A 6,192-nucleotide genomic window follows, 5' to 3' on the forward strand; every position below is an offset into this window, starting at 1 on the left:
TGGTCGAGTTCATGAAGGTGATCGCGGCGATCCCGGTCAGCACGAGCGCGGCGCCGAACAGCCAGTAGCCCGGCGCCAGCGCAGCCAGCGTGCAGCCGAGCCCGAACAGCGCCGCGCCGATCCACAGATGCCGGAAGCGCGGCCGGTCGCGGCGCGCCGCGAGCAACGCACCGGTAATCGTGCCGACGGCCATCATCGACGACAGCACGCCGAAGCCGCGCGCGTCGACGTGAAACACGCTGGCCGCCATCGTCGAGATGAACAACTGGAAATTGAGCCCGAACGTGCCGATCAGGAACAGCATCACGAGGATCGCTTTCAGGTCCGGGCGCTGCCACACGTAGCGGAACCCGTCGAGCAGGCTCCCGCGCGTGCGGTCTGCCCGCGCATGGGCACGCAGCTCGTCGGCGCGCAGCATCGACAGCGACGCCAGCACCGCGACGAAACTGAGCCCGTTGAGCAGGAACGCCCAGCCCGTGCCGACCGACGCGATGATGAAGCCGGCCGCCGCCGGCCCGATCATCCGCGCCGCGTTGAACGACGTCGAATTGAGCGCGACGGCGTTCGCCAGCTCCCGATCGGCGACCAGCTCCGCGACGAAGGTCTGCCGCACCGGCGCATCGAACGCCGACGCGCACCCGAACAGGAACGCGAACAGATACACGTGCCACAGCTGCGCGACGCCGGTCACCGTCAGCAGCCCCAGCAACAGCGCGAGCCCGCCCATCAGCGCCTGCGTCGCCATCAGCAGCTTGCGCTGGTCGAAACGGTCGGCCGCATACCCCGTCCACGGCAGCAGCAGAAGCTGCGGGCCGAACTGCAGCGACATCACGATGCCGACGGCCGACGCGTCGTGATGCGTGAGCTGCGTGAGGACGAGCCAGTCCTGCGCGGTGTGCTGGATCCACGTGCCGATGTTCGACACGAGCGAGCCGATCGCCCACACGCGATAGTTGAAGCTGCGAAGCGAGCGGAAAACGCCCGCCGCCGGCACGCTCATGGCCGCTCCCTTTCGGGCTCGTTGCCGCCGTGCAGCTCGCCGAAGTGCCGCGCAAGGAACAGGCCGAGCAGGAGGATGCCGAGACCGAACGCCGCCGCGTCGGCCGTGACCCGGAGGTCGAAATCGCCGACGCGGCACACCAGCACGTAGGCCATCACGAGGTTCGCGACGCCCCACACCACATTCACGGTGGACGACGACAGCCCGCGCCCGGGCGGATTCGCGAACGGGGTCTGGAACGGCTCGCCGCGCAACCCGCTGACGAGATGCGGCACGACGTTCGCGAGAAACGCGCCGCCGAAGAAATACGACACGAGATGCGGGAGGTTCATGTATGGGTTGTCCTTTCGGCAAGCGGGTCGATACGGCTCAGGGACGCGGCGGTTCCTGGAATTCGGCGAGCCGCTGCAGCAGCTTCACGGCCGACGCGAGCTCGGCTTGCTCCGCCTCCGACAGTTGCGCGTGCAGCGCACGAAACAGCCAGTCGTCCTTGGCCGCGCGGTTGGCCTGCAGCACCTTGCGGAAACCGGGTGTGAGCGCGATCAGCGTCTGCCGGCCGTCGGAGGGATCGGGCTCGCCGCTGACGGCGCCCAGCGTCTCGAGCGTCGCGACCGTCACGCGCATCGACTGCGGCCGCACGCTTTCGGCGCGCGCGAGCGCCGACACGGTCGCCGGGCCGTCGCGATCGAGCCGCAACAGCACCGACTTCTGCGATGACGTGAGGTCGTTCGGGTGGATCTGCTCCCGCATCCGCCGCATCAGCTTGCCGACCGAGATGCGGAGTTCGCCGGCGAGGCCGGCCAGCAGGAGCGCTTCGGAGGGAGGCAATGGCGTGTTCATGAATTCAAGATAGCAGATATACAGTCAAACTGTACAGTTTAGCTGCGTATTTCAAGCTGTAAGGATGGCTTCTTCGCATCGGCTCGAAAGCCGAAGCCACACGTCCCGTTCGGCTGCACGAGCCGGCTCTGCGATAATGCGGGCTCCCCATTTCCGCTCCGCCTCCCGCCATGACGCAGCCGTCCGCCCCGCTCGCCACCGACCTGCCGCCGATCTCGTGCCTGCCCGGCGAAGCGCTGCCGTGGCTGCCGATGAGCGCCGACCTGCCGGGGCTGGCAATCAAGTACCTGCACATCAATGCGGCCGAAGACACGCTGACCGCGCTGCTGAAGATGCCGGCAGGCGGCACGCTGCCGCGCCACCGTCACGACGGCGAGGTGTTCGTCCATACGCTGCAGGGTGCGTGGCGCTATCGCGAATACGACTGGGTGGCGCACGCCGGCTCGACGGTGCTCGAACCGGCCGGCTCGGTGCATACGCCGGAAACACTCGGCGCGCCGGGCGAGGACGTGATCACGCTCAACGTGATGCGCGGCGATCTCGTGCTGCTCGACGACGACGGCCGCGAAGCCGCACGCGAGAACTGTCGCGTCGCGCTGCTGCGCCAGCGCAAGCATGCGCGCACGGCGCCGGACGACGCCGCACCGTTCGTCACGCGGTAACGCAGCCGATACCGTCGCGTCACGACCCGCGTGGCGCTCGTGCGCGCTGCCGACCGGACGGCTACCGGCGCGCTGCGCCCGCCTGGCCGGCCGACCGACTCATTACCGGAAGCGCCGGAAAAATCGCCGAATATCGTCGGCCAGCAGATCCGGCTCCTCCATCGCCGCGAAATGGCCGCCGCTCGGCATGTCGGTCCATTGCACGACGTCGAACACGCGTTCGAGCCAGCTGCGCGGCGGACGGCTGATTTCCTTCGGAAAGCATGCGAACGAGACGGGTACCGTCACGCGTTGCCCGGCCGCGAAACGCATCGGCTGCAGCCGGTTTTCCCAATACATCTGCATTGAGGAGCCGATGCAGCCGGTGAACCAGTAGAGCGAGATTCCGGTCAGCAGCGTATCGTGCGAAAACCGCCGTGCGATGTCTCCGTCGCAATCGCTCCACGCGCGGAATTTCTCGGCGATCCATGCGGCCAGTCCGGCCGGCGAATCGTTGAGCGCGACGGCCAGCGTCTGCGGCTTCGTCATGTGCACATGCGCGTATCCGCCTTCCAGCGCGGCCCACTCGCCGCGCTGCGTCACGAACGCCCGTTCGTCCTCCGTCAGCGGCAAAGCCGCATCCGTCGGAGGCTCGTAGCTGCCAGGCAGGTAGTTCAAATGGATCCCGTCCACCCGGTCGGCATGGCGCGCGCCGAGCGCAATCGACACGCCTGCGCCGAGATCGCCGCCTTGTGCGCCGAAGCGTCGATATCCGAGGCCGGACATCAACGCCGCCCAGCGCTCGGCAACCTGAAATGCCGACATGCCGGGCGCAGTTGGCGCGGGCGAGAACAGGAAGCCCGGCAGGGACGGTACGACGACATCGAACGCGTCGTCAGGATTGCCGCCGAATGCCGCCGGATCGCAGAGGCGATCGATCAGTGCGTGGAATTCGAACACGGAGCCCGGCCAGCCGTGCGTGATGACGAGCGGATAAGGTTTCGGTCCCGCCCCACGCCGATGGATGAAATGCACGCGCTGGCCATCGACATCGGCGACGAACTGCGACAACCGGTTCAGCGCACGCTCCACCGCACGCCAGTCGAAGCGCTCGGCCCAGTACTCGTTCAGTTCGCGCAGCCACGCGCCGTCCATACCCTGCTGCCACGGCTCGGCGGGCGTGAACATCGGCGGACGACGGTCGCGCAGGCGCCGACGCAGGTCATCAAGCGCGTGATCGGGTATTGCAATGTCGAACGGCTCGGCGTGCATGGTGTCTCCTCGCGAAAGATGCCGGGAATTCTGCGCGATTTTTCCGACATGCGCTGGCGCCTCGCCCCTGCGGGCATCAACCCGTTTCCCGCTCGTCCGTGCGCGCCTCGCGCCGCATCGCCTGCGGCGGTACGCCGAACCCGCGCACGAACGCCTCGCGCATGTGCCGGCGATCGCGAAAGCCGTTTTCCTTCGCGATCACGTCGAGCGAATGGCGGCTCTGCTCGATCATCAGCCGCGCGGATTCGAGCCGCAGCCGCTCGATTGCCTTCGCGGGCGACTGCCCCGTTTCGAGCGTGAACACGCGGCTGAACTGGCGCGGGCTCAGGTGGACGGCTTCGGCGAGATCCTCGACGGTCAGCGCGCGGCCGAGATGCTGCCGCGCGTAGTTCAGCGCGTTCTGGATCCGGTCGGATTTCGGCGCGAGCTCCAGCATTTCCGAATGCTGCGACTGGCCGCCGGCCCGCCGCTGGTGCATCACGAGCTTGTGCGCGACCGAGCGTGCGGCATCGGCGCCGAGATCCTTTTCGACCATCGCGAGCGCGAGGTCGAGGCCGGCCGTCATCCCGGCCGACGTCCAGATCGGGCCATCGACGATGTAGATCCGGTCTTCCTCGACGCGAATCTCCGGGTAGTTCCGTTGCATGTCGCGGCCATACGCCCAGTGCGTCGTCGCGCGGCGCTGCGCGAGCAGCCCGGCTTCGGCCAGCACGAACGCGCCCGTACAGATGCCGGCGATCCGCCGCACGCGGGCATGGGTGCGGCGCAGGAACGCGACGACGTCGGCCGGCGCCGGCGACGCGATCGGATCGTTGACGCCCGCGACGATCCACGTATCGACGGCGATCCGCCCGCGCAGCGCGTGCGTGGCGACCGGCAGGCCGAGCGACGAGCGCACGTCGCCGCCGTCGACCGAATAGTTGTCCATCACGTAGAACGGCTCGCTCATGCCCATGTTCGCGTACTCGAACACCGATTGTGCGGCGAGCGCCATGATCTGGAAGCCGTCGCTGATCAGAAAACCGATGCGGTGCATGTGCGTTCTCCCGTCCCGGGCGAGTGGGTCGCCCGATGTCCTGAATCATACCCATCTACGTCATTTGTGTCGCAGCGATTCGAGACCAGAATGGCTTCACGCCATCCGGCCATTTCCATCGAAACGGAGCACATCATGACGCAAGCACATCGCGGTACCGCCCTCATTACCGGCGCCTCGTCGGGCATCGGCGCCGTCTACGCCGACCGCCTCGCACGCCGCGGCTACGACCTGATCCTGGTCGCACGCAGTCGCGACCGCCTGGCCGCCCTCGCCGACCGCATCACGAACGAGACCCAGCGCAGCGTCGAGATCATCGACGCCGACCTCAACGACCGCGCGGCACTCGCCACCGTCGAGGCGAAGCTGAAGCAGGATGCGAGCATCACGCTGCTCGTGAACAACGCAGGCATCGGCACGCACGCGCCGCTGCTCGACAGCGACGTCGACGCGATGACGCGGATGATCGACCTCAACGTGACCGCGCTCACGCGCCTCACCTATGCGGCGGCGCCCGGCTTCGTCGCCCGCGGCCGCGGCGCGGTGATCAACATTTCGTCGATCGTCGCGATCTCGCCGGAAACGCTGAACGGCGTGTACGGCGGCAGCAAGGCGTTCGTGCTCGCGTTCAGCCAGTCACTGCATCACGAACTCGCCGGCAAGGGCGTACAGGTGCAGGCCGTGCTGCCCGGCGCGACTGCCACCGATTTCTGGCAGACGGGCGGCCTGCCGCTCGAGCATCTGCCGAAGGAAATCGTGATGTCGGCGAACGACATGGTCGACGCGGCGCTGGTCGGCTTCGATCGAGGCGAACTCGTGACGATCCCGTCGCTGCACGCGGGTGACGAATGGGAAGCGTACGAAGCTGCGCGCCGCACGATGGCGCCGCACCTGTCGGCCGACACGCCCGCGCCGCGCTACGCGACGGCCCGCTGAGCACGCGGCATCCCGCAAGTCGCACCCCGGGATGTGCGGCGGAACACGGTGATGCGTGGCGAAACGCCCACAATCATCCGAGGTTCCGCGGCATGTTTCCGGGCGGATGCCGATCGGTGGATGCGTCTGCGGGCACACGCACCGGATTCTTTCCCGGCCGGCGCAAATGTCGCGTGTCGACAGACGATTCCGGTTCACTTGCCACGCATTCCGCGCAACAGTAAGCTCTGCGATTGCAGTCCCCAAGCGACCTCGTTCGACCGGTATTCGTCCGATCACGAGGGCAATCGTCCGTTGCGGAATTCGACCATGCGGGTCCGTATGTTCATCACCGAGACCGGCGACGCGCCGGCCTCCGCACGCGGTTCGGCCGACCGTCAGCCCGCGCTCCCACCCCTGCCGGAACTGGACACCGTGTGCCGTGTCGCGCGTGCGCATTTCGGCGCCGCCGGCGCGGTCATTGCGCG

7 protein-coding genes are annotated in these 6,192 nt (G+C 67.7%); 2 read left to right on the forward strand and 5 right to left on the reverse strand.

What is annotated here, in order from left to right; all coding sequences use genetic code 11:
• From G3N93_RS31595 to G3N93_RS31605, 3 genes are all read right to left on the reverse strand, one after another.
• Nucleotides 1-1,000, reverse strand: a 1,000-nt coding sequence (locus G3N93_RS31595) for an MFS transporter (protein ID WP_206134714.1), incomplete at its 3' end; no start/stop codon positions are given.
• On the reverse strand, nt 997-1,332 hold the full coding sequence (locus tag G3N93_RS31600) for a hypothetical protein (protein WP_174935431.1): 336 nt from the start codon (nt 1,330-1,332) through the stop codon (nt 997-999). The genes G3N93_RS31595 and G3N93_RS31600, both read right to left, overlap by 4 nt.
• A 37-nt stretch (nt 1,333-1,369) precedes the next feature.
• Nucleotides 1,370-1,840 (reverse strand): MarR family winged helix-turn-helix transcriptional regulator, encoded by a 471-nt coding sequence (locus G3N93_RS31605; protein WP_174935433.1) that lies wholly within the window; start codon nt 1,838-1,840, stop codon nt 1,370-1,372.
• A gap of 170 nt (nt 1,841-2,010) precedes the next feature.
• Here G3N93_RS31605 and G3N93_RS31610 point away from each other — a divergent pair, with 170 nt between their 5' ends.
• Nucleotides 2,011-2,502, forward strand: coding sequence for a 2,4'-dihydroxyacetophenone dioxygenase family protein (locus G3N93_RS31610; protein WP_174948658.1), 492 nt, complete (start codon nt 2,011-2,013; stop codon nt 2,500-2,502).
• Nucleotides 2,503-2,604: 102 nt separating this feature from the next.
• Here G3N93_RS31610 and G3N93_RS31615 read toward each other — a convergent pair whose 3' ends face one another.
• Nucleotides 2,605-3,753, reverse strand: a complete 1,149-nt coding sequence (locus G3N93_RS31615; protein ID WP_206134715.1) for an epoxide hydrolase family protein — start codon at nt 3,751-3,753, stop codon at nt 2,605-2,607.
• Between the two features lie 76 nt (nt 3,754-3,829).
• Entirely contained in the window at nt 3,830-4,789 is a 960-nt protein-coding gene (locus tag G3N93_RS31620; protein ID WP_174935438.1) for a GlxA family transcriptional regulator, read from the reverse strand.
• Nucleotides 4,790-4,924: 135 nt separating this feature from the next.
• Between G3N93_RS31620 and G3N93_RS31625 the strand changes: the two genes are divergently transcribed.
• Nucleotides 4,925-5,725, forward strand: coding sequence for an SDR family oxidoreductase (locus G3N93_RS31625; RefSeq protein ID WP_174935440.1), 801 nt, complete (start codon nt 4,925-4,927; stop codon nt 5,723-5,725).
• The last annotated feature ends 467 nt before the right edge of the window (nt 5,726-6,192 follow it).

It is taken from the genome of Burkholderia sp. Se-20378, from assembly GCF_017104665.1.
GTDB classification, from domain to species: domain Bacteria; phylum Pseudomonadota; class Gammaproteobacteria; order Burkholderiales; family Burkholderiaceae; genus Burkholderia; species Burkholderia lata.